The 26,250-nt window shown below is 66.0% G+C and carries 26 protein-coding genes; 17 read left to right on the top strand and 9 right to left on the bottom strand.

Features of this window, described 5'->3' with window-relative positions; translation table 11 throughout:
- Positions 1–146 precede the first annotated feature (146 nt).
- The 7 genes from AC3FKH_RS18140 to ftsB all read left to right on the top strand — a co-directional run bounded on the left by AC3FKH_RS18140 (position 147) and on the right by ftsB (position 6,754).
- Entirely contained in the window at positions 147–968 is an 822-nt protein-coding gene (locus tag AC3FKH_RS18140; RefSeq protein WP_488677228.1) for a proteasome-type protease, read from the top strand.
- Between the two features lie 11 nt (positions 969–979).
- Positions 980–1,786 (top strand): alpha/beta fold hydrolase, encoded by an 807-nt coding sequence (locus AC3FKH_RS18135; RefSeq protein ID WP_488677227.1) that lies wholly within the window; start codon positions 980–982, stop codon positions 1,784–1,786.
- Positions 1,787–1,902: 116 nt separating this feature from the next.
- Positions 1,903–3,555, top strand: a complete 1,653-nt coding sequence (gene pyrG / locus AC3FKH_RS18130) for a CTP synthase (RefSeq protein WP_488677226.1) — start codon at positions 1,903–1,905, stop codon at positions 3,553–3,555.
- 26 nt (positions 3,556–3,581) lie between these two features.
- Entirely contained in the window at positions 3,582–4,451 is an 870-nt protein-coding gene (gene kdsA, locus AC3FKH_RS18125; RefSeq protein ID WP_488677225.1) for a 3-deoxy-8-phosphooctulonate synthase, read from the top strand.
- Positions 4,452–4,533: 82 nt separating this feature from the next.
- Positions 4,534–4,827 carry a DUF1330 domain-containing protein gene (locus tag AC3FKH_RS18120; protein WP_488677224.1) on the top strand — a complete coding sequence of 98 codons (294 nt, stop codon included), beginning with the start codon at positions 4,534–4,536 and terminating at the stop codon, positions 4,825–4,827.
- Positions 4,828–4,963: 136 nt separating this feature from the next.
- The gene (gene eno / locus AC3FKH_RS18115) at positions 4,964–6,253 is read left to right on the top strand and encodes a phosphopyruvate hydratase (RefSeq protein ID WP_488677223.1); all 1,290 of its coding nucleotides are present in this window, start codon (positions 4,964–4,966) and stop codon (positions 6,251–6,253) included.
- A 159-nt stretch (positions 6,254–6,412) separates the two neighbouring features.
- Positions 6,413–6,754: a cell division protein FtsB gene (gene ftsB, locus AC3FKH_RS18110; RefSeq protein WP_483711038.1), complete on the top strand. Its 342-nt coding sequence runs from the start codon at positions 6,413–6,415 to the stop codon at positions 6,752–6,754.
- 58 nt (positions 6,755–6,812) lie between these two features.
- Here the strand turns inward: ftsB and AC3FKH_RS18105 are convergent, their stop codons facing one another.
- The 3 genes from AC3FKH_RS18105 to AC3FKH_RS18095 form a co-directional block, all read right to left on the bottom strand.
- On the bottom strand, positions 6,813–7,196 hold the full coding sequence (locus AC3FKH_RS18105; RefSeq protein WP_488677222.1) for a hypothetical protein: 384 nt from the start codon (positions 7,194–7,196) through the stop codon (positions 6,813–6,815).
- Positions 7,197–7,344: 148 nt separating this feature from the next.
- Positions 7,345–8,346, bottom strand: coding sequence for an Hsp33 family molecular chaperone HslO (gene hslO, locus AC3FKH_RS18100; protein WP_488677221.1), 1,002 nt, complete (start codon positions 8,344–8,346; stop codon positions 7,345–7,347).
- Positions 8,347–8,388: 42 nt separating this feature from the next.
- Positions 8,389–8,913, bottom strand: coding sequence for a gamma carbonic anhydrase family protein (locus tag AC3FKH_RS18095; protein ID WP_488677220.1), 525 nt, complete (start codon positions 8,911–8,913; stop codon positions 8,389–8,391).
- A 156-nt stretch (positions 8,914–9,069) separates the two neighbouring features.
- On the opposite strand from AC3FKH_RS18095, the gene AC3FKH_RS18090 reads away from it, so the two are divergent.
- Positions 9,070–9,924 carry a ferritin-like domain-containing protein gene (locus AC3FKH_RS18090; RefSeq protein ID WP_488677219.1) on the top strand — a complete coding sequence of 285 codons (855 nt, stop codon included), beginning with the start codon at positions 9,070–9,072 and terminating at the stop codon, positions 9,922–9,924.
- Here the strand turns inward: AC3FKH_RS18090 and AC3FKH_RS18085 are convergent.
- Positions 9,921–11,651 (bottom strand): acetate--CoA ligase, encoded by a 1,731-nt coding sequence (locus AC3FKH_RS18085; protein ID WP_488677218.1) that lies wholly within the window; start codon positions 11,649–11,651, stop codon positions 9,921–9,923. The genes AC3FKH_RS18090 and AC3FKH_RS18085 overlap by 4 nt on opposite strands.
- A 121-nt stretch (positions 11,652–11,772) precedes the next feature.
- Between AC3FKH_RS18085 and AC3FKH_RS18080 the strand changes: the two genes are divergently transcribed.
- Positions 11,773–12,666 (top strand): alpha/beta fold hydrolase, encoded by an 894-nt coding sequence (locus tag AC3FKH_RS18080; RefSeq protein WP_488677217.1) that lies wholly within the window; start codon positions 11,773–11,775, stop codon positions 12,664–12,666.
- An 11-nt stretch (positions 12,667–12,677) separates the two neighbouring features.
- Here the strand turns inward: AC3FKH_RS18080 and AC3FKH_RS18075 are convergent, their stop codons facing one another.
- A complete protein-coding gene (locus tag AC3FKH_RS18075) occupies positions 12,678–13,769 on the bottom strand; it encodes an NAD(P)/FAD-dependent oxidoreductase (RefSeq protein ID WP_488677216.1) in 1,092 nt (363 codons plus the stop codon).
- A 141-nt stretch (positions 13,770–13,910) separates the two neighbouring features.
- Between AC3FKH_RS18075 and AC3FKH_RS18070 the strand changes: the two genes are divergently transcribed.
- The 7 genes from AC3FKH_RS18070 (at position 13,911) to AC3FKH_RS18040 (ending at position 19,932) form a co-directional block, all read left to right on the top strand.
- Positions 13,911–14,756 carry a 3',5'-nucleoside bisphosphate phosphatase gene (locus tag AC3FKH_RS18070; protein ID WP_488677215.1) on the top strand — a complete coding sequence of 282 codons (846 nt, stop codon included), beginning with the start codon at positions 13,911–13,913 and terminating at the stop codon, positions 14,754–14,756.
- 85 nt (positions 14,757–14,841) lie between these two features.
- Positions 14,842–15,465 carry an L-threonylcarbamoyladenylate synthase gene (locus tag AC3FKH_RS18065; protein WP_483731805.1) on the top strand — a complete coding sequence of 208 codons (624 nt, stop codon included), beginning with the start codon at positions 14,842–14,844 and terminating at the stop codon, positions 15,463–15,465.
- A 52-nt stretch (positions 15,466–15,517) separates the two neighbouring features.
- Positions 15,518–16,183 carry a site-2 protease family protein gene (locus AC3FKH_RS18060; RefSeq protein ID WP_483731806.1) on the top strand — a complete coding sequence of 222 codons (666 nt, stop codon included), beginning with the start codon at positions 15,518–15,520 and terminating at the stop codon, positions 16,181–16,183.
- An 11-nt stretch (positions 16,184–16,194) separates the two neighbouring features.
- Positions 16,195–16,770, top strand: coding sequence for a class I SAM-dependent methyltransferase (locus AC3FKH_RS18055; RefSeq protein WP_488677214.1), 576 nt, complete (start codon positions 16,195–16,197; stop codon positions 16,768–16,770).
- A gap of 137 nt (positions 16,771–16,907) precedes the next feature.
- A complete protein-coding gene (gene dapA, locus AC3FKH_RS18050; RefSeq protein WP_488677213.1) occupies positions 16,908–17,792 on the top strand; it encodes a 4-hydroxy-tetrahydrodipicolinate synthase in 885 nt (294 codons plus the stop codon).
- A 45-nt stretch (positions 17,793–17,837) separates the two neighbouring features.
- Positions 17,838–19,070, top strand: coding sequence for an NlpB/DapX family lipoprotein (bamC, locus tag AC3FKH_RS18045; protein WP_488677212.1), 1,233 nt, complete (start codon positions 17,838–17,840; stop codon positions 19,068–19,070).
- A gap of 73 nt (positions 19,071–19,143) precedes the next feature.
- A complete protein-coding gene (locus AC3FKH_RS18040; RefSeq protein WP_488677211.1) occupies positions 19,144–19,932 on the top strand; it encodes an MBL fold metallo-hydrolase in 789 nt (262 codons plus the stop codon).
- Between the two features lie 91 nt (positions 19,933–20,023).
- On the opposite strand, the gene AC3FKH_RS18035 is transcribed toward AC3FKH_RS18040, so the two are convergent.
- Positions 20,024–20,266, bottom strand: a complete 243-nt coding sequence (locus AC3FKH_RS18035; RefSeq protein WP_488677210.1) for a hypothetical protein — start codon at positions 20,264–20,266, stop codon at positions 20,024–20,026.
- Positions 20,267–20,466: 200 nt separating this feature from the next.
- On the bottom strand, positions 20,467–21,675 hold the full coding sequence (locus AC3FKH_RS18030; protein ID WP_488677209.1) for a JmjC domain-containing protein: 1,209 nt from the start codon (positions 21,673–21,675) through the stop codon (positions 20,467–20,469).
- Positions 21,676–21,686: 11 nt separating this feature from the next.
- Here AC3FKH_RS18030 and AC3FKH_RS18025 point away from each other — a divergent pair, with 11 nt between their 5' ends.
- On the top strand, positions 21,687–22,211 hold the full coding sequence (locus tag AC3FKH_RS18025; RefSeq protein ID WP_483711054.1) for an FKBP-type peptidyl-prolyl cis-trans isomerase: 525 nt from the start codon (positions 21,687–21,689) through the stop codon (positions 22,209–22,211).
- 68 nt (positions 22,212–22,279) lie between these two features.
- Here AC3FKH_RS18025 and AC3FKH_RS18020 read toward each other — a convergent pair whose 3' ends face one another.
- Together AC3FKH_RS18020 and mutS are read right to left on the bottom strand one after the other, a co-directional pair.
- Entirely contained in the window at positions 22,280–23,323 is a 1,044-nt protein-coding gene (locus tag AC3FKH_RS18020) for a hypothetical protein (RefSeq protein ID WP_488677208.1), read from the bottom strand.
- Positions 23,320–25,944, bottom strand: a complete 2,625-nt coding sequence (gene mutS, locus AC3FKH_RS18015) for a DNA mismatch repair protein MutS (protein WP_488677207.1) — start codon at positions 25,942–25,944, stop codon at positions 23,320–23,322. Before mutS ends, AC3FKH_RS18020 begins: the two co-directional genes overlap by 4 nt.
- Positions 25,945–26,250 lie beyond the last annotated feature (306 nt).

Below are 26,250 nucleotides of genomic sequence, written 5' to 3'. Positions count from 1 at the left end.
TTCGAGGTCATATCGAGGCCGTGCCGGCCGGTGCGCCCCAAATTCGAGCACTGTCTCCAATCTGCCGGGACCGTCCCGCAGGGTGTCCGCCGGACGCTAGAATTCCCGCTGCCACCCGCACGGTTCTGTGAGAACCCGACAAGACCATGACTTATTGTGTTGCCATGCAACTCGACGCCGGCCTGGTGTTCCTTTCCGATTCGCGCACCAATGCCGGTGTCGATGCGATATCCACCGCGCGCAAGATGACGGTGTTCGAAGAGCCCGGCGACCGCGTGATGGTGCTGCTGACTGCAGGCAACCTGGCCATCAGCCAGTCGGTGCGCCAGTGCCTGGCCGAGGCGCGCGACGAGAAGCGCTCGCTGTGGACCGCGCGGGATATGTTCGAGGCCGCGTCCATCGTCGGCGATGCCGTGCGCCAGGTGCACAAGCGCGATGCCCATGCGTTGCGCGATGCCGGCATCGATTTCAACGTCAGCCTGATCTTTGGCGGCCAGATCGGCGGCGAGCGCGCGCGGCTGTTCAATGTCTACGCGGCCGGCAATTTCGTCGAGGCGATGCCCGAGAACTGCTATTTCCAGATCGGTGAAGCCAAGTACGGCAAGCCGATTATCGACCGTGTGGTGCACCCTTCGCTGCCGCTTGGCGAGGCGGCGAAGTGTGCGCTGATTTCGATGGATTCGACGCTGAAATCGAATATCTCGGTCGGCCTGCCGCTTGATCTGCTGGTCTACGAAGCTGACACGCTGCAGGTTACGCACTTCGTCAATATCGACGAGCGCAACGCGTATTTCCGTATGATCCGCGACACCTGGGGACATCGCCTGCGCCAGGTGTTCGGCGAGATCAGCGACCCCGAATGGGATGCCGAGCGCGAGGCCGATTTCCCGCTCGCCCGCACGGGCGAGGCGGACCGCTGGGGGCAACCCGTGCGCGCCATGCGAGAACGTTCGCGCACGCAGGACTAAGCGAGCGGGCGATGCGCGAGATCATTCATTTTTCCCATGCCAATGGCTTTCCGGTGCCGACGTACCGGAAGCTGTTCGCCGAGCTGGAAGCTGATTTCGAATTCCGCGCCGTGGAGCGCTACGGCCACCGGCCCGAGTACCCGGTGACGCGCGGCTGGCCGCACCTTGTCGAGGAGTTGCTCGATTCGCTGCAGCGCCAGTACCGCGAGCCGGTGTGGCTGGTGGGGCATTCGCTGGGCGGCTTCCTGTCGCTGATGGCTGCGCTGCGGCGCCCCGAATGGGTGCGCGGCGTGGTAATGCTCGATTCCCCGATCATCGCGGGCTGGCGCGCATCGCTGTTGAGGACCGCGCAGCTGCTGGGCATGGACGAGAAGCCGGGCCCGGCCGCGGTGACCAGGAACCGGCGCACGCATTGGCCGGATACCGAGGCGGTGTGGGAGCATTTCCGCGCCAAGCCGAATTTCGCGATCTGGGACCAGGACATGCTGCGCGACTATGCGCTGCATGGGACCGAGCCCACCGGCAAGGACGACGAGCGGCAACTGCGCTTCAACCGCGAGGTGGAATACTGGATCTACCGCACGCTGCCGACCAGCCTGGGCCGCAAGGTGGCGCGCGGCGCGCCGGTGCCGGTCGGATTCGTGGCCGGCACGCGTTCGCGCGAGGTGCGGCAATGCGGGCTTTCCGCTACGCGCAAGCTGGTCGGCGAGAATCTGCGCTTCATCGAGGGCGGCCATCTTTACCCGATGGAGCGGCCCCAGGAAACGGCGCAACTGATCCGCGAACTGATCGCCGGGATGCGGCGCGAAGGCCGCTGAGCCGGAAGCGGCACATGCGCCGCAGACGCGCTGCCGGCCCGCTGGTGTCACAATTTCCGGGCCTGCGGGGGGCGGGGTCTCATGTATAATCCCGATTTCCCCGGCAAGCTCGGTTTATGACCAAATTCGTCTTCGTCACCGGTGGCGTCGTCTCTTCTCTCGGCAAGGGCATCGCTGCTGCTTCGCTCGCGGCCATTCTCGAGTCGCGCGGCCTCAAAGTCACCCTCCTCAAGCTAGATCCCTACATCAACGTCGATCCCGGCACGATGAGCCCCTTCCAGCATGGCGAGGTGTTTGTCACGGAAGACGGTGCGGAAACCGACCTCGATCTCGGCCACTACGAGCGCTTCGTCTCGGCCAAGATGCGCAAGTCGAACAACTTCACCACGGGCCAGATCTACGAATCGGTGATCCGCAAGGAGCGCCGCGGCGAATACCTGGGCAAGACCGTGCAGGTGATCCCGCATATCACCAACGAGATCCAGGCCTTCATCGAGCGCGGCGCCGCTGCCTCGCACGACGGCAAGGCCGACGTGGCGCTGGTGGAAATCGGCGGCACCGTGGGTGACATCGAATCGCTGCCGTTCCTGGAAGCCGCGCGCCAGATGAGCCTGCGCATGGGCCGCAACCGCTGCGCGTTCGTGCACCTGACGCTGGTGCCGTTCATTGCCAGCGCCGGCGAGCTGAAGACCAAGCCGACCCAGCACTCGGTGCAGAAGCTGCGCGAAATCGGCATCTCGCCGACGGCGCTGCTGTGCCGCGCCGACCGCCCGATCCCGGACGACGAGCGCGCCAAGATTTCGCTGTTTGCCAACATCCCGCAGGACGCCGTGATTTCGGTGTGGGATGCCGACAGCATCTACAAGATCCCGCAGATGCTCAACGAGCAGGGCCTCGACCGCCTGATCTGCGAAGAGCTGCGCCTGGATCCGAAGCCGGCCGACCTGTCGATGTGGCAGAAGCTGGTGAACGCGCAGGAAAACCCGCAGCACGAGATCACCATCGGCATGGTCGGCAAGTACGTCGACCTGACCGAGTCGTACAAGTCGCTGATCGAAGCGCTGCGCCACGCCGGCATGCACACCGCCACGCGCGTGAACATCGAATACATCGATTCCGAGGAACTGGAATCGGGCCACCTGGAAGTGCTGGCCCCGCTGGACGCCATCCTGGTGCCGGGCGGCTTCGGCAAGCGCGGCACGGAAGGCAAGATCCGCGCGATCCAGTACGCCCGCGAGAACAAGGTGCCGTACCTGGGCATCTGCCTGGGCATGCAGCTGGCCGTGATCGAGTTTGCGCGCCACGTGGCGAATATGGCCGACGCCAACTCGACCGAGTTCAACCTGGAAACCGAACACCCGGTGGTCGCGCTGATCACTGAATGGGTCGACCGCGAAGGCAAGGTCGAACAGCGTTCGGCGGATTCCGACCTGGGCGGCACCATGCGCCTGGGCGCGCAGCGCGTGCCGGTGAACGAGGGAACCAAGGCGTCGTCGATCTATGGTGCCGAGGTCAACGAGCGTCACCGCCACCGCTACGAGGTCAACAACCACTACGTGCCGACGCTGGAAAACGCCGGCATGGTGATCTCCGCGCGCACCCCGACCGAGAACCTGCCCGAGATGATGGAACTGCCGGAGTCGATGCACCCGTGGTTCGTCGGCGTGCAGTTCCACCCGGAATTCACCTCCACGCCGCGTGACGGCCATCCGCTGTTCAAGGCCTACGTCGAAGCCGCGCTGGCCGGCCAGCAGCGCAAGGGCGCCTGAAGCCGGGCGCCGAGCAGGAGACTGTCATGAAACTCTGTGGATTCGAGGCTGGCCTCGACAAACCGTTCTTCCTGATCGCCGGCCCGTGCGTGATCGAGTCCGAGCAGATGGCGCTGGATACCGCCGGCGAGCTGAAGGCGATCACCGGCGAGCTGGGCATCCCGTTCATCTACAAGTCGTCGTTCGACAAGGCCAACCGTTCGTCGGGCAAGTCGTTCCGCGGCCTGGGGATGGAGAAAGGGCTGGAAATCCTGGCGACTGTGAAGCGCGAAATCGGCGTGCCGGTGCTGACCGACATCCACGAGATCGACGAGATCAAGCCGGTGGCGGCCGTGGTCGACGTGCTGCAGACGCCGGCTTTCCTGTGCCGCCAGACTGATTTCATCCGTGCCTGCGCCCAGAGCGGCAAGCCGGTGAACATCAAGAAGGGCCAGTTCCTGGCGCCGCACGACATGAAGAACGTGATCGACAAGGCCCGCGACGCTGCGCGCGAAGCCGGCCTGCCGGACGACGTCTTCATGGCCTGCGAGCGCGGCGTGTCCTTCGGCTACAACAACCTGGTCTCGGACATGCGTTCGCTCGCGATCATGCGCGAGACCGGTGCTCCCGTAGTATTCGACGCCACCCACTCGGTGCAGTTGCCGGGCGGGCAAGGCACGAGTTCCGGCGGCCAGCGCGAGTTCGTGCCTGTGCTGTCGCGTGCCGCCGTGGCCACCGGTATCGCCGGGCTGTTCATGGAGACGCACCCGGACCCGAGCAAGGCCATGTCCGATGGCCCGAACGCGGTGCCGCTGTCGCGCATGAAGGAACTGCTGGCCGTGCTCAGGGACCTCGACGCGCTGACCAAGCGCGCCGGCTTCCTCGAAGACAACTTCGGCTGGCCCGCCTGCGCCTGAGCAGGCCCCGGCTTGTCACCGCCGCTGGGCCGGCCGTGACAAGCCGTATCGAAAGACAATACAAAACATCCGGAGATACAGCATGGCCGCGGGCTATATCATCGCGTACGTCGACGTAACCGATCCCCAGCAGTACGAGGAATACAAGGTGCTCTCCAGCAAGGCCATGCAGATCCATGGCGCTGAAGTTGTGGTGCGCGGCGGCAAGGCCGAAAACCTTGAAGGGGAATGGGCGCCGACCCGCGTCGTCGTGCTGAAATTCCCGAGCACCGAAGCCGCCAGGGCCTTCCATGACGGCGAGGCCTACCGCGCTGCCCGCAAGGCGCGCGAGCACGCGGCGCGCATGAACATGATCGTGGTCGAGGGCGTGGCCTGAGCCGGCAAGCCCTTTTTGCGTTTTCAGGGCGCGTGACATCGCCCTGACACGAGCAGGACACAAGCAGGACACGAGCAGGACACAAGCAGGTTGCAGTAATCCGCAGCAGCAAGAATCAACAGTCAGAGAGGAATTCATGAGTGCAATCGTAGATATCATCGGTCGCGAGGTTCTCGACTCGCGTGGCAACCCCACCGTCGAGTGCGACGTGCTGCTGGAATCCGGCGTGATGGGCCGTGCGGCCGTGCCGTCGGGCGCATCGACCGGTTCGCGCGAAGCCATCGAACTGCGTGACGGCGACAAGGGCCGCTACTTGGGCAAGGGCGTGCTGAAGGCCGTCGAGCACATCAACACCGAGATCTCCGAAGCCATCATGGGCCTGGATGCTTCCGAGCAGGCCTTCCTGGACCGCACCCTGATCGATCTGGACGGCACCGAGAACAAGGGCCGCCTGGGCGCCAACGCCATGCTGGCCGTGTCGATGGCCGTTGCCAAGGCCGCCGCGGAAGAAGCCGGCCTGCCGCTGTACCGCTATTTCGGCGGTTCGGGCGCCATGCAGATGCCGGTGCCGATGATGAACATCGTCAACGGCGGCGCGCACGCCAACAACAGCCTGGATATCCAGGAATTCATGATCATGCCGGTGTCGGCGACCAGCTTCCGTGAAGCCCTGCGCTGCGGCGCCGAGGTCTTCCACGCGCTGAAGAAGATCCTGTCCGACAAGGGCATGTCCACTGCCGTGGGCGACGAGGGCGGCTTCGCCCCGAACTTCTCGTCGAACGAGGAGTGCCTGAACACCATCGTCCAGGCCGTCGAAAAGGCCGGCTACCGCATGGGCGAAGACGTGCTGCTGGCGCTGGATTGCGCCGCCAGCGAGTTCTACCACGAAGCCGAAGACGTCTACGTGCTGGAAGGCGAAGGCCTGAAGCTGTCGTCGAAGCAGTTCGCCGACTACCTGGCCAACCTGTGCGACAAGTTCCCGATCGTGTCGATCGAGGACGGCATGGCCGAAGGCGACTGGGACGGCTGGAAGACGCTGACCGACAAGCTGGGCAAGAGCGTCCAGCTGGTCGGTGACGACCTGTTCGTGACCAACACCAAGATCCTGAAGGAAGGCATCGAGAAGGGCATCGGCAACTCGATCCTCATCAAGATCAACCAGATCGGCACGCTGACCGAGACCTTCGCTGCCATCGAGATGGCCAAGCGCGCCGGCTACACCGCCGTGATCTCGCACCGTTCGGGCGAAACCGAAGACAGCACCATCGCCGACATCGCCGTGGGCACCAACGCCGGCCAGATCAAGACCGGTTCGCTGTCGCGTTCGGACCGTATCTCGAAGTACAACCAGCTGCTGCGCATCGAGGAAGACCTCGGCGATATCGCCAGCTACCCGGGCAAGAGCGCGTTCTACAACCTGCGCTGAACCCCGGCGGGCGCTTGATGCGCCCCTGACGGCGGCGGCACGGATTTACCCGTGCCGCCGCCGTTCTTTGTATCCGGATTTGTATCGAAATCTGGCTGCCATTGCCTTCCGGCCCGAGTTCGCACATCATTGTGCGGAAATTTCCGTCCGCCACGCCTCATGCGCCTGATTTCTTTGCTGTTGTTCGTACTGCTTCTGGCCATCCAGTATCCGCTCTGGCTCGGCAAGGGCGGCTGGCTGCGGGTCTGGGAACTCAACCGGCAGGTGCAGGAGCAGGCCACCCGGAACCAGACGCTGAAGCTGCGCAATGCCAAGCTGGAAGGGGAAGTGAAGGACCTGCAGGACGGCACCGGCGCCATCGAGGAGCGTGCCCGCTATGAACTGGGCATGGTGAAGGACGGCGAAGTGTTCGTGCAGTTCGTTGCGCCGGCGCCAAAGGTCAGCGCCACGCCGCCGCTGCCGCCCCCGCCGAATTCGACTGCCGCCACAGGCCGCCACTGAGCGCTTGCCAGTTGACCGCCCGCTTCGCCGGGCGGTTTAGCCATGTGTCCCGCGAGGATTACCACCCGTACGGGTAGCCGCCCCAGTAGCCGGGCGAGCTGATGCCCACGCCACCGCCCCAGTGGCCGCCGCCCCAGCCTCCATAGAAAAGATTCCAGCTTGTCGTCGGGTAGGCGTACGCGCGGTAGGCCGCCTCGGCGGCCTGCTGGCGGCCGATGGCCGCCTCCTGGTCGTGCAGGATCTGCTGGTTCAGGGCGTCGAGCTGCTGCATCTGTTCGACGCTGAGCGGGGCGCCGGAAGCCGCATCCGGGGCCAGGCGGGCAGTCGCGGGCGTGCCGTTGATATCGCGCGGCACCGGCGCGGCACAGCCGCCGGCCAGCAGCGCGGCAGCCAGCAACGCTGGCAGGACAGGCAGGGGGCAGGGAAAGCGGGTGGCGGGCATGGCGGCGAGGACTGGCGGGTCGGAACGTCGCGCCGGCTCGGTGGAGACGGCGCCATCGATAACAGCTTAGCTGTTGGACTTGCGCCTTGCAGGGTGGTTCGCAGCCGACATGCCCGCTGCAGGTCCGGCCCGGCGGGCCGGTTCCGGATCAATGATGGTGATGCGCGCCTTCACCGGCGCCGGTGGCGACATGCGACGGCGTGAACAGCTGGGCGCAGTCCACCGCATCGAATTCATAGCGCTGGCCGCAGAAATCGCAGTGGATTTCCACATTGCCGCGCTCGGCCACGATGCCGTCGATCTCTTCCTGTCCCAGCGATTGCAGCATGCCCGCCACCTTGGCGCGCGAGCACGAGCAGTGAAAGTGCGGGGTGAGCGGTTCGAACACGCGCAGGCCGGCCGCTTGCAGGTCTTCCCAGAACAGGCGGCGCAGCAGCGTGTCCGGCGTCTCGGCCAGCAGCTCGTCGGCCTTCAGCGTGTTGCCGAGCTGGCAGGCGCGGTCCCAGGTATCCAGGTCCTGCGCGCGGCCGTGCCCGGCCAGCGCGGAGCCGGTTTCGCCGACTTCCTGCGTGCCGCCGTACGACGGCAGCTTCTGCAGCAGCATGCCGGCCGCGGCATGGTCGTCGGCGGCCAGCCACAGGCGCGTGTCGAGCTGCTCGGAGGCCTGCATGTAGTGCTCCAGCACGGCGCTCATGCTGGCCAGCGGGCCATGGGCGTCCGCCAGCGGCACGATGCCCTGATACGGCTGCTGGCCCGGCAGCTTGTCCTTCGGGTCGAGCGTGATGGCAAAGCGGCCATGGCCGTGGACATTGACGAGATCGGTCAGCGTGGCGTCGTCGGCGATCTGCGCGCCTTCGGCGAGCTTGGCTGTGGCGCGCATCGACAGGTCGGACAGGCACTCCACCACCAGCATGCGCACCGGGCCATCGCCATGCAGCTGCATGACGAGCGCGCCGTTGAACTTGAGGTTGGCCGACAGCAGCGCGGCGGCAGCCATCATCTCGCCCAGCACGCGCCGCACGGGCGCGGGATAGGCGTGGCGGTTCAGCACTTCGCGCCAGGTGGCTTCCATGCGGACCAGTTCGCCGCGCACGGGGGCCGCGTCGAACAGGAACTTCTGCAGGGTGTCGGGGGTGGTCGTATCGGTCACAATAATCTGTCTGTCAATCGGTTGTAGCAGCCGCGGAGTGTGTCAGTCGATCCGCTTGAGCTGTTGCTTGTACATGGCCTGGCGCGTGGCGTAGGTCTCGGCATTGCGGTAGAGATTGGCCACGTCCTGGTCGGTCAGTTCGCGCACGACTTTGGCAGGCGCGCCAAGGATCAGCGAGCGGTCCGGGAATACCTTGCCTTCGGTCACCACGGCACCGGCGCCAACCAGGCATTCCTTGCCGATCACCGCGCGGTTCAGGATCACGGCCTGGATCCCGATCAGCGAGCCTTCGCCGACCGTGCAGCCGTGCAGCATGGCCTGGTGGCCGATGGAGACCTTGTCGCCCAGCGTCAGCGGGCAGCCCGGATCGACGTGCAGCACGGAGCCTTCCTGGATGTTGGTGTCCGCGCCGACCACGATCGGTTCGTTATCGCCCCGGATCACGACGCCCGGCCAGGCACTGGCGCGCGACTTCATGGTCACGTTGCCGATGATGGTGGCTTCGGGGGCCACGTAGGCGTCCTGGTCGATATTGGGAACGAGTTCGCCGAGCTGGTACAGCGCCATGGAGTCTCCTGCACGAAGGTAGTTATCTGGGGGTTGCCGCCGGCCTTTAAAGAGCCAGGGGAATGGCCGCGTCCGGCCTTGTGCCGGCACGCCGCTGAACGGCCGGGGGGGTGACCGGCGTGGCTCTACAATGGCGGCAGACCGGATTTTACGCCTATGCCAGAGATTTCACCCGCCGCCCGACTGCCTGATCCCGCACAAACGCTGCGCCAGCAGGCACTCGGCGTGCTTTGCCTGACCGATGCGCGCGACAAGGCCAATGCCGCCCGCGCGCTGTTCCGGGACTTCACTCAGGCCGATGTCGCCCGGCTTGGGGCGGAAGATCACATCGACGCCCACGCGACGCTCGGCATTCCGGGCCGCCCGCCACGACCCGAACTGGTGCCGCCGCAACAAGTCCAGCGCCGCCGCTCGCTGCATACCGACGAGGGGCGCGCCGCCATGATCCACGCGCTATGCCACATCGAATTCAATGCCATCAACCTGGCACTCGATGCGGTCTGGCGCTTTCCCGGCATGCCGGCCGACTATTACCGCGACTGGCTGCGCGTGGCCGACGAAGAGGCGCTGCATTTCACATTGCTGGCGGACCACCTCGGCACGCTGGGATTTGGCTACGGCGATTTCCCCGCCCACAACAGCCTGTGGGAGATGTGCGACCGCACCGCCGGCGACGTGCTGGCGCGCATGGCGCTGGTGCCGCGCACGCTCGAGGCACGCGGGCTCGATGCCTCGCCGCCGGTGCGCACCAAGCTGGCCGGGGTGGGCGACCACGCGGCCGCCGCCATCATCGACATCATCCTGCGCGATGAAGTGGGGCACGTGGCCATCGGCAACCATTGGTACCGATGGCTGTGCGCGCAGCGCGGGCTCGATCCCGTATCGACCTATGCCGCGCTGGCGCAGCAGCATCGCGCGCCAAAACTGCGCGGTCCGTTCAACCTCGATGCGCGCCGCGCCGCGGGTTTCGACGAGGATGAACTGGCGTGGCTGGAGGCCTCGGCGGGTTAGCCCTTGCCGGCCGCACGCTCCTGCTCCAGCAGCCTGAGCACCCGGCGCTGGACCTTCCCGGTAGTCGTCATCGGCAACTGGTCGATGAACTCGATCTTCTTGGGATACTCGTAAGGCGCGAGCTGGCCGCGCACGTGTTCCTGCAGCGCGGTCACCAGGGCCGCGTCGCTGTCGATCGAGCGCGCCACCGAAGGCGTCAGCACGATGAAGGCCTTGACCACGGCGCCGCGCTCGGTGTCCGGCGAAGGCACCACCGCGCAGTTCGACACGGCGGGATGCTTGAGCAGGCAGTTCTCGATCTCGCTCGGGCCGATGCGATAGCCGGACGACTTGAACACATCGTCGGCCCGGCCCTGGTACCAGAGGTAGCCGTCGGCATCGATGCGGGCCAGGTCGCCTGTGCGGCACCAGCGCAAGCCGTCGCGCTCGACATATCTCGCGGCCGTGGCCGCTTCATTCTTCCAGTAGCCAAGGAAAAAGACCGGATCGGCATGGCCGTGGAGGTCCGTGGTGCAGACCGCCACCTCGCCGTCCTCGCCGGGCGCGCACGGCCGGCCTTCGTCATCGATGACCTGTACGCGATGGCCGGGGTAGGGCCGGCCCATCGAACCTGGCCGCGCCGGCCAGCCCAGGCACGCGTCGTCATGCTGGGCCGTGCAGTTGCCGACGATGTAGTTGATCTCGGTCTGGCCGAACATCTCGTTGACGACCACGCCCATGGCGTCGCGGCACCAGCTGAAGACGGTTTCTCCAACGGCTTCGCCCGCGCTCATCAGCGCGCGCAACTTCAGCGTATAGCGCTGCCGCGGCTCCGGACAGGCCTTCATCATCTGCTTCAACGCAGTGGGAAACAGGAAGGTGTTGGTGACGCCGTAGCGTTCCAGCAGCTCGAACGCGCGCTCGGCCGAGAACCGGCCCTGGTAGCCCACGATCGGCTTGCCAAAGTACAGCGCCGGCATCAACGCATCCCAGAGTCCGCCGGTCCAGGCCCAATCGGCGGGACTCCAGAACACGTCGTCGCCCTGCGGATACCAGTTCTGCGAGCAGACAAAGCCGGGGAGGTTGCCGATCAGCGCCCGGTGCGGGATCAGCGCGCCTTTGGGCGGACCCGTCGTGCCGCTGGTGTAGATCAGCACGGCGGCTTCGTCGGCCTTGGTCTGCTCGGCGGTGAACGTCGGCAATTGCGCGGCCAGCAGGACGTCCCAGTCGTGGTCGCCGCGCCCGCGCGCCTCGCCAGCGGCGATCACGGTGGCGAGTGTCGGGCATTCCGGGCGCGCCGCGAGCACGTTGTCGATCGAGGTCTCGTCGGCGATCGCCACCACGGATTCGCTGTGGCCGAGGCGGTATGCCAGTGCCTCCGGCCCGAACAGCATCGACAGCGGCGTAGCGATGGCGCCGAGCTGGGAGATCGCCATGTAGGCGATGGCCGTCTCGATGCGCTGTGGCATCACGATGGCGACGCGGTCGCCGCGCTGCACGCCAAGGTCGCGCAATGCCGCGGAGAGCCGGTTGGCTTCCGCCTGGAGATGCGCAAAGCTGAACGCGTCGCGCCGCCCGTCTTCGTGCTCGGTATGGACCGCGATGCGGTCGGCGGTGGCCGGGTCGCGCGCCCAGCGTCCACAGCACGCTTCGGCCAGGTTGAAGTGCGCGGGCACCGCCCAGCGGAAGGTGTCGTAGAGCGCCTGATAGTCGTCGCGCCGGCTTGCCGGCAGGGCCGCTGCTGCCATGCTGCTGTCTCCTTGTCAGTCTCGTTATAATTCTGCGAACGATCGTTCGATTTTAAGCGGGCTTCCGCGCCGGCTCCCGGTTCCGGGCAAGGCTGGGAAAGTCCGCAACCAGGGGAGACAAATGACAATCAAGGAAACCTCGCGTTCTGAATTTATCACGTTGCGTGGGCTGCGCTGCCACGTGCGCGAGTGGGGAACACCGGGCGCCCCCAGGCTGTTCATGCTGCATGGCTGGATGGACGTGGCGGCATCGTTCCAGTTCCTGGTCGACTGCCTGGAGCGCGACTGGCACGTGATCGCGCCCGACTGGCGCGGCTTTGGCGACAGCGACTGGCCGACGCGCTATCCGGGCACGCATTCTTACTGGTTTGCCGACTACCTTGCCGACCTGGAAGCGCTGCTCGACCACTACCAGCCCGAAGGTCAGGTGGACCTGGTGGGGCACAGCATGGGCGCCAACGTGGCTTGCCTGTACGCCGGCATTCGGCCCGAGCGCGTGCGCCGGGTGGTCGATCTCGAAGGGTTTGGCATGACGCAGACGCGCCCGGAGCAGGCGCCGAAACGCTATGCGCGCTGGCTCGATGAACTGCGCGAACGGCCTGAGTTGCGCGCCTACGAAGATGTCGCCGGCGTGGCGGCGCGGCTGCAGAAGACCAATCCGCGCCTGCCGGACGATCGCGCCGCGTTCCTGGCCGAGCACTGGTCGCGCCGCAACGAAGCCGGACAATGGGAAATCCTCGGCGATCCCGCGCACAAGCTGGTGAATCCGGTGCTGTACCGGCTCGAGGAAATCATGGCGATCTGGGCGCAGGTGAGCGCCCCGGTGCTGCACGTGGAGGCCCGCGATTCGGAAACCCTGCGCCATATCGCGCACAAGCAGTCGCTTGAAGCGTTCCGCGAGCGTTTCCGCGCGTTCCGCGATTTCCGCGAGGCGGTGATCGATGATGCGGGCCACATGCTGCACCATGACCAGCCCGCCGCGGTGGCGGCGCTGATCGAGTCGTTCTGCACCTGAACGCGTAACCCTCAGGCGTGCGTGAGCTTTTCCTTGAGCGCGGCGTTGTTGCTGGTGTGCACGTGCACCAGCGACTTCTCGGGGAACGCGTAGTGATAGGCCTTGCGCAAGGCCAGCGCGGCCTCATGGAAGCCGGACAGGATCAGCTTCTGCTTGTTGGCGTAGTAGGCGATGTCGCCGGCGGCGAAGATGCCGCGCCGCGAGCTCTCATAGGTGGTGGTATCCACCAGGATGCGGCCGGCGCGCATGTCCATGTCCCACTGCGCGATCGGGCCGGGCTCGGAGACTAGTCCGTAGAGCGCCACCAGTTCGTCCACGGGCAGCGTCTGGACGCCGTCGCGGCTGCGCACCTCGATCTCCGTGAGCGCGGCATCGTTGCCTTCGCCCGTGGTCTTGAGGGTGCCAAGCATGCCGACGACGAAATCCATCTCGCCATCCGCCACGGCGGCGCGCATCTCGGCCACCGTGCCGTCGGCGGCGCGGAAGCCTTCGCGCCGGTGCAGCAGGGTGACGCGTGCCGCCACCTTGCGCAGCGCGAGCGCCCAATCGAGCGCGGAATCGCCGCCGCCTGCGACGACCACGCGCTTGCCTGCGAAGCGCGATACATCGCGCACCGCGTAGTGCACATGGCGGTCTTCCAGCGCTGGCGCCTCCGGCAGCGACACGCGCTGCGGCGCAAAGGCGCCGGCGCCGGCGCAGACCAGCACGGCGGCAACGTCGAAGCGTTTTCCGGCGTCGGTCGTCACGAGCAGGCGGGCATGGCCGTCGCCCTGAACGGGCATCACCTCGGCCACGCTTTCGGCGCGCTGGTTGAAGTGCATCGGGAAGGCAAAGGGCGCGCACTGCTCCAGCAGGCGATCCACCAGGTCCTGGGCCAGGCAGCCCGGCACGGCCGGGATATCGTAGATCGGCTTTTCGGGGTACAGCTCGGTGCATTGGCCGCCCGCGCGATCCAGGACGTCGATCAGTTCGCATTTCAGGCCGAGCACACCGGCCTGGAATGCGGCGAACAGGCCGACCGGGCCTGCGCCGACGATCAGCACGTCGGTGGTGATGGTGGTGTCGGCGGTGCCGGGCTGCGCAGTGGTGTTGTCGGTGGACATTGGCTTGGTGCGGCGGTGAATCCAAAACCCGACTATACCGCGCCACTGGCGCCACGCCGTCGACGCCAGCGTTGCTGGCAAGGGCTTTGCGTGGCGGGGATCGAGCCAGCCCGAACGCACATACGGGAGTAGAATAACGCCATGCCCGACCCCCATACACTCAACGCAGACCTGCACTGCCATTCCACCGTGTCCGATGGCACATTGCCGCCACGCGCCGTTGCCGAACGCGCGCATGCCGGCGGTGTGCGGTTGTGGTCGCTCACGGACCATGATGAGGTCGGCGGGCAGGCCGAGGCGCGTGCTGCGGCAGAGTCCCTGGGCATGCGCTACGTCCCGGGCGTCGAGATCTCCGTGACGTGGGCCGGGCAGACCGTGCATATCGTCGGCCTGCAGATCGACCCATTCTGTCCGGAGCTGATCGACGGCCTTGCCGACACGCGCTCTGGCCGTGCGCGGCGGGCCCGCGATATCGGCGACGCACTGGCGAAGATCGGCATCGAAGGTGCCTATCAGGGCGCGCTGAAGCATGTCGGCAATCCGGACCTGATCTCGCGCACGCATTTCGCCCGCTGGCTCGTGGACCAGGGCTACTGTGCCACGATCAGCGACGTCTTCAGCCAGTACCTGTCCGAAGGGCGGCCTGGCTACGTGGGGCACCGCTGGGCAAACCTGTCCGAGGCCGTTGGCTGGATCCGCGCGGCTGGCGGTATCGCCGTGATGGCCCACCCGGGCCGCTACAACTACACCGACACCCAGCACGACGCGCTGTTCGACGAGTTCACGGCGCTGGGCGGCGGCGCGGTCGAGGTGGTGACCGGCAGCCATACGCCGGACCAGTACCAGCGTTACGCCACGGTGGCCCGGCACTACGGCTTGCTGGCATCGCGCGGCTCGGACTTCCACGGCCCCGGGGAAGGGCGCGTGGAACTGGGTGCGCTGCCACCGTTGCCGTCCACGGTCACGCCGGTATGGCACGACTGGTAGCCGGCCCAGTCCGCCGGGCTGGCGCGGGCGCAGATGCCTGGCCGCCGGCCGCGAATCCTGTCCGAACACGCACCTGAGCCCGGCCATGTCACAGTACTTCGAGATCCACCCGCTTAACCCGCAGCCGCGACTCATCAAGCAGGCCGTGCAGATCATCCGCCAGGGTGGCCTGATCGCGTTGCCGACCGATTCCAGCTATGCGCTGGGCTGCCAGCTTGACGACAAGGCAGCCGTGGAGCGACTGCGCCGGCTGCGCGGCATCGACGACAAGCACCACCTCACGCTGATGTGCAGCGACCTGTCCGAGCTGGGCAGCTTTGCGCGCGTCGACAACCGGCAGTACCGCTGGATCAAGGGCGCCACGCCAGGGCCGTACGTCTTCATCCTCGAGGCGACCAAGGAGGTGCCGCGCCGGCTGTCGCACCCGGCCCGCAAGACCATCGGCGTGCGCGTGCCCGATCACGCCATTCCGCTCGCGCTGCTTGCCGAAGCCGGCGAACCGCTGCTGACGGCGACGCTGCAGTTGCCTGGCGACGACGAGCCGCTGAACGATCCGTCGGAGATCCGGACCCGCCTCGAAAAAATGGTTGACCTCGTCGTCGACGGTGGACCGGCGCCGGCCCAGCCCACAACGGTGATCGACCTGACCAGCGGGGAGCCGGAGCTGGTGCGCGCAGGCAGGGGCGATATCGCACGGTTCGGACTCTGAATTCCCGCCGCCGAGTGATCTGCCAGTCAGCCCGCCCGGTACAATAAGCCCCATGGATTCTTCCCTTATTCAGACCTTTGCGGTCTACGCCCTGCCGGTGCTCTTCGCGATCACGCTGCATGAGGCGTCGCACGGCTACGTGGCCAAGCACTTCGGCGATACCACGGCCTATGCGCTGGGCCGCGTCAGCCTGAACCCGGCGCGGCACATCGATCCGATCGGCACCATTGCCGTGCCGTTGCTGCTGTACCTGCTGACCAACGGACAGTTCGTGTTCGGCTATGCCAAGCCAGTACCGGTCGACTTCGGCCGGCTGCGCAATCCGCGCTGGCACGGCATGTGGGTGGCGCTGGCCGGGCCGGCCAGCAATGTGGTGCAGGCCTTCCTGTGGGCGCTGATCGCGATCGGGCTGGCGTGGGCGCATGTGTCCGAGCCGTTCGTCAGTGAAATGGCGCGCGCCGGCGTGCTGGTCAACCTGGTGGTGGCCGCATTCAACCTGTTCCCGATTCCGCCGCTGGATGGTGGCCGCGTGCTGACCGCGCTGCTGCCGCCGCGCGTGGCCTACTCGGTGTCGCGCATCGAGCCGTACGGCATTTTCGTCGTCATGGCCCTGGTGGCGGCCGGCGTGATCACCTCGGTCTGGATGCGGCCGGTGATCAACCTGCTCAGCTCGGTAGTGGAGCTGATGCTGCGGCCGATCATCATGCTGCTGCAGTAGGAGCGCGGTCCATGTTCGCTCATGCGCCGACCGGCGCTCCGTCAGAATGGGTCACGCGCTGGGCCCATCTCGTGCACCCGGCCGGCCGGGTGCTCGACCTTGCCTGCGGCAGTGGCCGGCATGCGCGCTGGTTTGCCGGACGCGGCCATGCCGTGGTCGGTGTCGATCGCGATGTCGAAGCCGTTGCGGCGCTTCCTGCGTCTGTTGCCGGCCGCGTGGAAGACCTCGAACAGGGCGCCTGGCCGCTCGCCGACGAGGCACCGTTCGATGCGGTCGTCGTCACCAATTACCTGCACCGCCCGTTATGGCCCGCTCTTGTCGATGCGCTGGCGCCCGGCGGCGTGCTGCTGTACGAAACCTTTGCCAGCGGCAATGAGACCGTCGGCAAGCCTTCACGGCCCGATTTCCTGCTCCGACCCGGCGAATTGCTTGAAGTGGCCCGCACGCACGGGCTGCGTGTGATCGGCTATGAGGATGGCTTTCTTGAAGTGCCCAAAACAGCGTTTGTGCAACGCCTGTGTGCCGTGCGCGAGGTGCCGGAAACGGCGGCTGGCAGTGCCCCGGCACGCTACCGGCTGCCGGCATGAAGTGACGCCTCGCCGGTCCGCGAGAATGCGGCTTCACACGTTGATACGCTTGATGTAACCGCTTGTCGGAACATCGGTCGGAGCGGCCGGCGGTTCCGGTACAATCCTGTTATTCGCATCCCGAATTCCCTAACGTTATGACACAGATTACCGGCAGCATTGTTGCCATCGTCACCCCGATGCATGAGGACGGCAGCCTGGACTATCCGGCACTGCGGGCCCTCGTCGACTGGCACGTGGCCGAGGGCACCGATGCCATCGTGATCGTTGGCACCACCGGCGAATCGCCCACCGTCACGGTGGACGAGCACTGCGAGCTGATTCGCGTGGCGGTGGAGCAGGCTGGCAAGCGGATTCCCATCATCGCCGGTACCGGCGGCAACTCGACCAATGAAGCCATCGAACTGACGGCTTTCGCCAAGAAGGTCGGTGCCGATGCCTCGCTGCAGGTCGTGCCGTACTACAACAAGCCGACCCAGGAAGGCATGTACCGGCATTTCCGCACCATCGCCGAGGCGGTCGATCTGCCCGTGATGCTGTACAACGTGCCGGGCCGCACGGTTGCGGACATGAACAACGACACCATCCTGCGCCTGGCGCAGGTGCCTGGCATCGTTGGGGTGAAGGAAGCGACCGGCAACATCGATCGCGCCGCGCAGCTGATCAAGGACGCGCCCGAAGGCTTTGCGATCTATAGCGGCGACGATCCGACCGCCGTGGCGCTGATCCTGCTGGGCGGCCAGGGCAATATCTCGGTCACGGCCAATGTGGCGCCGCGCAAGATGCACGAGATGTGCGCGGCCGCGCTCAAGGGCGACGTCATCACCGCGCGCCGCCTGCACATGGAGCTGATCGAGCTGAACAAGGCCATGTTCATCGAGGCCAACCCGATCCCGGTCAAGTGGGCCCTGCAGCAGATGGGCAAGATGGAAGGCGGCATCCGCCTCCCGCTCACGCCGCTGTCCGAGTCCAACCACGAGACCGTGCGCAAGGCACTGGCCGCCACCGGCCTGCTGCGCTGATTTCCGGCGCACCCGTGCCGCTCTATCAATTAGGATTGCGTGTCAATGAAACTCAAGCTTAACCGCCGTGGCGCGATGCAAATCCGCCGCGCCGCACTGGTTGTGCCTGTGCTTGCCGCAGGCGTTATCACGGGCTGCAGCAGCATTAACGATGCCATGCAGCCGGACAAGATCGACTACAAGTCGTCGGCCTCCAAGCGGACCCCGTCGCTCGATATCCCGCCGGACCTGACCAAGCTGGACGGCGATCGCCGCTACTCGGTGCCCGACCAGAACGGCACGTCGACGCTGTCGAACTACAGCCAGTCGACCAAGACCCGCGAAGCCTCGCCGACCGAAAATGTCCTGCCTTCGGCGCAGGGCGTGCGCATGGAGCGTGATGGCAACCAGCGCTGGCTGGTGATCAGCAACGGCATGCGTGCCGATCAGCTGTGGCAATCGCTGCGTGGCTTCTGGCAGGAAAGCGGTTTCCTGCTGGTCCAGGATTCGCCTGAGACCGGCATCATGGAAACCGACTGGGCGGAAAACCGCGCCAAGATTCCGCAGGACATCATCCGCAATACCATCGGCAAGGTGTTCGACGGCCTGTACTCGACGTCGGAGCGCGACAAGTTCCGCACGCGCGTCGAGCGCGCGCAGAACGGCACGCTCGAAGTCTTCATCAGCCATCGCGGCGCGCAGGAGCAGCTGACCGGTGTCGACAAGTCGACCACGGTCTGGACGCCGCGTCCGGCTGATCCGGAGCTGGAAGCCGAATTCCTCTCGCGCCTGGCACAACGCCTGGGCGTGCAGAAGGAGCAGGCCGACCAGATGGCCAAAAACCCGACGCCGGCTGGCAACGGCGCGGCGGCCGGTGCCGCAGCGGCAGCTACCGGCGCCGCGGCAACCGCGGGCGATACGTCCTCGGCCACAGGCAAGTCCTACCTGGCGCAAGTCAACGGCGCTCCGGCGCTGCAGTTGCCCGAGCCGTTCGACCGCGCCTGGCGCTCGGTCGGCCTGTCGCTTGATCGCGTGAACTTCACCGTGGAAGACCGCGACCGCGCGCAAGGCCTGTACTACGTGCGCTATGTCGATCCGCGGACCAGCGTCGACAGCCGTGGCTTCTTCTCGAAGCTGTTCACCAAGCCGGATGATCCGAAGACCGCCAAGAAGTACCGCGTGGCGCTCAAGGGCACCGGGTCGGGCACGCTCGTCACGGTCCTCAACGAAGCTGGCCAGCCGGAAAACGGCGAAGTCGGCAAGCGCATCCTCTCGCTGCTCGACGAGCAACTCCACTGATCGTTGGCGTGCAGAGAAATCGAACGGGCCGCCCGGCCCGGTTTGCACGGCATGCAATGAGACAGGCGCAAGCATGATGCGCTTTGCCTTTCTTGGCAGCGGCAGCGAGGGCAACTCGCTGCTGGTCGAATCCCGCGAAGGAACCACCACCACCCGCATCCTGCTGGACTGCGGCTTCGGCATCCGCGAGACCGCTAGGCGCCTGGAGCGCCTGGGCGTCACGCCGGATCAGCTCGACGCCGTGCTGGTGACGCACGAGCACGGCGATCATGTCGGCTCCGCCTATGCCTTCGCGGCGCGTCATGGCCTGACCGTACACACCAGCCACGGCACATGGCTGGCGACCTGCCATTTGCGGGGCGCCAACGCGGCCGACGTGCGCGTCTGTGCTGCCGATCATGTCTTCAGCGTCGGAAGCCTGCAGGTGTTGCCGTACACCGTGCCACACGATGCGCGCGAGCCCTTGCAGTTCGTGCTCTCCAACGGGGATGCGCGTCTGGGCGTGCTGACCGATATCGGCATGGAGACGCCTTATGTGACGGCGCGCTTGTCGGGCGTCGATTCGCTGGTGCTCGAATGCAACCACGACCGCGAGCTGCTGCGCAACTCGGTCTACCCGGCTTCACTGAAGCGGCGCATTGGCGGCGACTTCGGTCATCTGGCGAACGAGGTGGCCGCCAGCATTCTTGCGCAGGTGGTCCATGGCGGACTGAACCGCGTAGTCGCGGCGCATCTCAGCAAGCAGAACAACACGGTGGAGCTGGCCAGGGCCGCATTGGCATCGGCACTCGGCGCCTTGCCGGCGGATGTACTGGTGGCGGACCAGGATTTCGGGCTGGACTGGCAATCAGTCCGCGGATGAGGTGAGGGTGATGCGTTGAGGGTGCCGCTGCGAGCGGCGCAGAAACGAAAAAACCGACCCGAAGGTCGGTTTTTTCGTTGGTACGAACCAATTACTGCTTGGCAGCCGGGGCCGAAGCGTCAGCGGCCGGAGCCGAGGCTTCAGCAGCCGGAGCCGAAGCTTCAGCAGCCGGAGCAGCCGGGGCTTCAGCAGCCGGAGCCGAAGCTTCAGCGGCGGGAGCAGCAGCAGCCGGAGCAGCGGTGTCAGCGGCCGGAGCGGCGGCTTCTTCCTTCTTGCCGCAAGCGGCGAGAGCAACAGCGGCCAGCAGCGATGCGATCAGGAGAGACTTCTTCATTGTTCGTCCTTTAACTTGTAATAACCAAAAAAACAGGCGATGAATAATTACCGGTAATTATCGCTCTTGAACTGCAAAATAGAGGCTCTCCCGGTGCCGACAAATGCAGTGGTACACAGTACTAGCCAGCCGACGATTATATCCGCGTTTTCCCGGCTTGTGTAGCGTCGAAATTTACGGAATTGCAATGTTACGCATTATTACAGTGCGGCCGGTGACAACTGCAACCAGCCCTCCAGCGTCCAATGATGGAACGTGTCGAGCAGGTCCGGCAGTTCTGCGCATGCCTTGATTTCCGCAGCGGTGAGTTGCCGATAATCGGCCAACTTGTGCAACCAACGTGTCAGATCGGGCGGAGGCTCATAAGCTTCGCCGTTCAGGAAGAAGTGCGTACCGTCATAGAGCGCAATCGAGCCAGGGGCCAACACGACCCCGTGCGTGCGCGCGAGTTTCGCGTACTGGCGCATCGGGATATCGGGCACTTCCGCGAACTCGACCGTCGGCTTGGGTTCGGACAGGTAGGTGCCGATGAATTCCGACACCATCGCGCTGTTCCATTGCAGGGCCTTCAGACGCTGCGCGACAGCCTTTGCCATGCCTGCGGGCAATTGGGCGGGATGCTTTGCCGCGCGTTCGCCGGCGTCCGCATAGCGGCCGCCCAGGTCTTCGTTGTCTTCCACCGTTTCGGAAAGCCACGCCAGGAAATGCCCTGCGAGTTCGCGATAGGCGGGGGCGCGGAAGCCGATCGAGCAGGTCATGCATTCGCCCTCGGCAATGCCATCGTGGGCGTACTGTGGTGGCAGGTACAGCATGTCGCCAGGTTCCAGCACCCATTCCTCTTCGGCGCTGAAGTCGGCCAGGATTTTCAGCGGCAGGTTCGGCAGCAGGTCAAGCTTGGTCTGCGACGAGATGCGCCAGCGGCGCCGGCCCGAAACCTGCAAGAGGAACACGTCGTAGGAGTCAAAGTGGGGGCCCACGCCGCCGCCGTCGGTGGCGTAGCTGATCATCAGGTCGTCCAGCCGGGCATCCGGCACGAAGCGGAACTGGCCCATCAAGTCCGCCGCGGCCGTGTCGTGGAGGTTGACACCCTGCACCAGCAGGGTCCACTGTTTCGCCTTGAGGGACGGCAGGTTTTCGGCGGCAAAAGGGCCTTGTTCGAGCTTCCATCTGTTGCGAAAGTGCGTCACCAGGCGCGATTCGACTTCGGTCCGGTCGGCCAGTGACAAAAGCGCTTCGCGCGACACAGGCGGCACGATTCCAGGGAACGCCTGTCGAATCAGAAGCGGTTTGCGTTGCCAGATATCACGCATGAATGCAGCGGGCGTCATGCCACCGAGAAGGCCGAGCGGTGCATCTGGATCGACGGGGCCAGGTGGCAGGGCGTGCGCGTATAATGCGGAATCGTTCATGGAGTCAAGAATTGAAAATCGCTAAGAACACGGTGGTGTCCGTGATGTACAAGCTGTCGGATGCGCAAGGCAATCTGATCGAGGAATCGGATGAGGCCATGGTCTATTTGCACGGCGGCTATGATGGCACGTTCCCCAAGATCGAGGAAGCACTCGACGGCCACGACAGTGGCTTCGAAACCCAGTTGCAGCTGGAACCCGAAGACGCGTTCGGCGACTATGACGCCGACCTCGTCAAGGTCGAGCCGCGCGACCGTTTCCCCGAGCCGCTCGAAGTCGGCATGCAGTTCGAAGGCATGCCCGAAGATGGCGATGAAGAAGACTCGGTCATCTACACCGTGACCGACGTGGCCGAAGACAAGGTGGTGCTCGACGGCAACCATCCGCTGGCCGGCATGGCGCTGCGTTTCTGGCTGAAGGTGTCGGAAGTGCGCGAAGCCACGGCCGAGGAAGTCGAACACGGTCACGCGCACGGCGCCTCGGGTGTCGAGGTGGTCGACGAAGATGACGACGATACGCCGCACACGCTGCACTGACGCTTCGCCGTCCTGATCTCAGTAAAAGAGCCGGATATTCCGGCTCTTTTGCGTTTCAGCGGCTACCACTAGTTGCTGACGCCGTCCTTCAGCACCACGGTGAATGGCGACGATGCCTGGGGCGTCACGATCAGTTCGGTCCATTGTGCCGCCGAGCCAGGCGGCAATGCGACACGCGTGAAGTTCGGTATTGGCTTGCCTGCCGCGTCGCGCAGCGGCTTGTCGATGTGGAAGCCATTGCTGCCGGCATGGACGAGCAGGACCGGTCCGCGATAGCGCGCGGCGAGTTCGCGCAATTGCCGCTTGAACTCCAGGTAGCCGTCGCGCGGGCGGCGGCGCATGAAGCCGTCCAGCAGCGTCGGCTTGCCGCGCTTTTCCCAGCCGTTGCCGAACTGCGGATCGGCATGCGCGATGATGACGATGCCGGCCATGCCGCGCTGCTGTGCGAGCGAGAACGCGCGTGCGAGCCACTGGTGGTTGGCTTCGCGCCGGTCCTCGAATTCGCCGTTGCGCCCGCCTTCGCTGCGATAGTGGTTGTTGTCGCCGGGAAGGTTCAACGCAACCAGCAGGACGTTGTCGATGCTGAGCCGCGCGTTCTCGCGGAAACTGCGGAACATTGCCTGGTCCGACTGCCGCACCACGGCGCGTGGATGCTTGCCGAGCGTGGCATCTTCCGGGAAGAACAGTTCGCGCAGGCGGTTGAGCCGTTCCACGGCATCGAAGTTGCCATTGACCGGCTGGTGGCATTCCGCCCAGTCGGTTTCGCCCGGTACATACACCAGCGGCAGCGGCGACTGGTCGAGCAGGTGTTGCCTGGCCTGCAGCACCGAATCGCCGCAAGACTCCGTGTCGCCCTTGATGCCGCCCGCGTGGACCACCAGGTCGAGCTTGCGCTCGGCCAGCAGGTCGAGCAGGGCGGTGACGCGCTCTTCGGCGGCCGGCCATTGCGGCAGGTCCGACAGCAATGCGATGCGGATGGTTGCGGGCGGGGGCGCGGGCCTGGCCGCGCGGCGCGCCGGTTGCGCGGCGGACACCGACATCGCCGCCAGCAAAGGCAGCAGGGCGGCAAGCACGAAAGGCCGGCCGCGAGGCCGGCTGCCCGAAGCGTTCATGCGGCGTCGACAGCCTCGTCCGCCAGCAGCTTGAGCCGGTAGAGCGCGTCCAGGGCAGCCCGTGGCGTTAGGCTGTCCGGATCGAGGTCTGCGAGGGCGTCCAGCACGGCGGCGTGCTCCGGTGCCAGCGTGCCAGCGCGCACTGCGCTTGCAGCCTCGGCGTAGTCGTCCTCATCGTCGAGATCCGGGGTCGGCGGCGGCGCAAACAGGTCCAGTTGCGGCGTGGGCGTAGCCTCGGCAGATTGCTGCTCGAGCCATGCCAGGTGCTTGCGCGCCGCGCGGATCACGGGCTGGGGCACGCCGGCGAGTTGAGCGACCTGCAGGCCGTAGCTCTGGCTGGCCGGGCCGTCTTGCACCGCATGCAGGAAGACGATGCCGTCGCCATGTTCCACGGCCGAGAGATGCACGTTGGCCGCCTGCGGAAATTCCTGCGGCAGCTGCGTGAGCTCGAAATAGTGGGTGGCAAACAGCGTGTGGCTGCGGTTGTGCGACAGCAGGTGGCGGGCGATGGCCCATGCCAGCGCGAGTCCGTCGAAGGTCGAGGTGCCGCGGCCGATCTCGTCCATCAGCACCAGGCTGGCAGGCGTGGCGTGGTGCAGGATGCCCGCCGCCTCGGTCATTTCGACCATGAACGTGGAGCGTCCGCCGGCCAGGTCGTCCGCCGCGCCGATCCGCGTGAAGATCCGGTCCACGGGGCCGATCACGGCACGCCGCGCCGGCACGTAGGCACCCACGCAGGCGAGCAGTACGATCAGCGCGGTCTGGCGCATGAAGGTCGACTTGCCGCCCATGTTCGGACCGGTGATCAGCAGGAGCTTGCGCGCCTCGTTGAGCTGGCAGTCGTTGGCGATAAAGGGTACTGATTCCGCGGCAAGCTGGCTTTCCACCACCGGGTGGCGGCCTTGCACGATGTCGATCACGTTCTCGGCAACCCGCTCTGGGCAGGACCAGTCCAGCGTCTGGGCGCGCTCGGCCAGCGCCGCGAGCACGTCAAGGCGCGCCAGCGCGCCGGCCACGCGCTGCAGTTCGCCGATATGCGGCAGCAGCGCCTGGAGCAGGCGGTCATAGAGCAGTTTTTCGCGTGCCAGCGCACGGTCCTGGGCCGATAGCGCCTTGTCCTCGAAGGCTTTCAGTTCGGGCGTGATGTAGCGCTCGGCATTCTTCAGCGTCTGCCGGCGGCGGTAGTCGTCCGGCACCTTGTCGGCCTGGCCGTTGGTGACTTCGATGTAGAAGCCGTGCACGCGGTTGTATTCCACGCGCAGGTTGGCGATGCCCGTGCGCGTACGTTCGCGCGCTTCCAGGTCCACCAGGAACTGGCCGCAGTTTTCCGAGATATCGCGCAACTCGTCCAGTTCGGCGTCGTAGCCGCGCGCGATCACGCCGCCGTCGCGGATGACCGTGGCAGGCTCCTCTGTGACAGCGGCGACGAGCAGGTCCAGGCAGGCCTGGGGCACGCCAAGTTCGGCCAGCGTCAGCGACAGCAGCGAGCTGTCGGGCTCGACGGGGAGGCAGGCACTCACGTGGGGCAGCGCGCGCAGCGTATCGCGCAGCGACGACAGGTCGCGCGGGCGCGCGTTCAGCAGCGCCAGGCGCGAAGTGATGCGCTCCACGTCGGCCAGCTTGCGCAGTCCGCTGCGCAGGTCCTCGATACCGTGGTCGATCAGCCCGCCGATGGCCTGCTGGCGCGCGCGCGGCAGTGCAGGGTCGCGCAGCGGATGATGCAGCCAATGGCGCAGGGCGCGGCTGCCCATGGTGGTGGCGCAGGTGTCGAGCAGCGAGAACAGCGTGGGCGATTCACCGCCGCGCAGGGTCTCGGTCAACTCCAGGTTGCGGCGCGTGGCGGAGTCCAGTCCGACGAACTCCGATTCGCGCTCGACCTTGATTTCGCGGACATGGCGCAGCGACTGGCCTTGGGTGGTGGCCGCATAGTTCAAAAGCGCGCCTGCCGCGCCGATCGCGGCGCCAAGGCCGGCGCAGCCGAACGGTTCCAGGCTGGCCACGCCAAGCTGCTCCAGCAGGCGGCGCGTGGCGGCATCCTGGTCGAAGTGCCACTCCGGCAGGCGCGTGCGTGCGCACGCAACGACCGGCAGTTCGATACCGTCCGCATAGAGCAGTTCGGCGGGGCGGATGCGTTCGAGTTCGCGCGCCAGCTGTGCCACCTCGCATTCCATCAGCCGCAATTCGCCGCTCGCCAGGTTGAGCCAGGCCAGGCCCGTCTTGCTGACGCCGCGCCGCGTGGTCTGCTGGTGCACGGCCATCAGGAAGGTATCGATCTTGTCCGGCAGCAGCGCGGCATCGGTCAGCGTGCCGGGCGTGACGATGCGCACCACCTTGCGCTCCACCGGCCCCTTGCTCGTGGCCGGATCGCCGATCTGCTCGCAGATGGCCACGGATTCGCCGAGCTTGACCAGCTTGGCGAGGTACTGGTCCGCCGAGTGGAACGGAATACCGGCCATGCGGATCGGCACCCCGTTGGAACTGCCTCGCGCGGTCAGCGTGATGTCGAGCAGTCGCGCGGCCTTTTCGGCGTCGTCGTGGAACAGCTCATAAAAATCGCCCATCCGGTAGAAGAGGAGGGTATCCGGATGGTCCGCCTTGATGCGTAAATATTGTTGCATCATGGGGGTGTGCTTCTCCGCAAGGGGTTTTGCAACTTCCTGATTCAATTCGATTTTCTCCTGCATTCCCTTGTCTGGCATGGCCGCGGGGCAACGCGGGCAACGCCTGGCCTACGGCGTTGCGGGTCGTTGCCGTCTCTTCGTCGGCATGGGGTTCCGCGGCGTGCGGATGCGGCCCGAATTGCGTTCGGGCGGCCAAAGCAGGGAGTTTACCGCAGGCGGGCTTGTGGCCGCATGGGGCGAGGTCGGGAAATCGCGGTGAGGCCCGGCATGGCAACCGCTATGCCGGGCGCGGCCATGGAAGCCGGT

The sequence above is a fragment of the Cupriavidus sp. 21MJTG02-4 genome (assembly GCF_057798975.1).
This window is presented reverse-complemented; position numbering and strand designations above follow the sequence as displayed.